At 49.3% G+C, this 219-nt stretch carries 1 protein-coding gene; it reads right to left on the reverse strand.

What is annotated here, in order from left to right; all coding sequences use genetic code 11:
• Positions 1–219, reverse strand: a 219-nt coding sequence (locus tag ACLUXO_RS10470; protein WP_412137471.1) for an IS200/IS605 family accessory protein TnpB-related protein, incomplete at both ends; no start/stop codon positions are given.

Consider the following 219-nt stretch of genomic DNA (forward strand, 5'->3'; position numbering starts at 1 on the left):
CCTGCCTTGTACTCAAGCATTCTCTGAAAGCTGGTCCAGCCCGCATCAGAAATTGACATTGCCAAGGCGTGATTCTTCATCAGATTTTTCCCCCTCAAGTCTTCAAGCACTACTACGTCGTGGTTATTGATGTATGCAGTGCTGAGCTTTTGAAGGAAGTCCTCTCTTTGATTGCGAACCCGTCTTTGAAGACGGGACGCCTGTCTGCGAGCCTTCTGG

Origin of the sequence: Lactobacillus delbrueckii subsp. bulgaricus (genome assembly GCF_046938665.1) — a bacterium.
Taxonomy (GTDB): Bacteria; Bacillota; Bacilli; order Lactobacillales; family Lactobacillaceae; genus Lactobacillus; species Lactobacillus delbrueckii_C.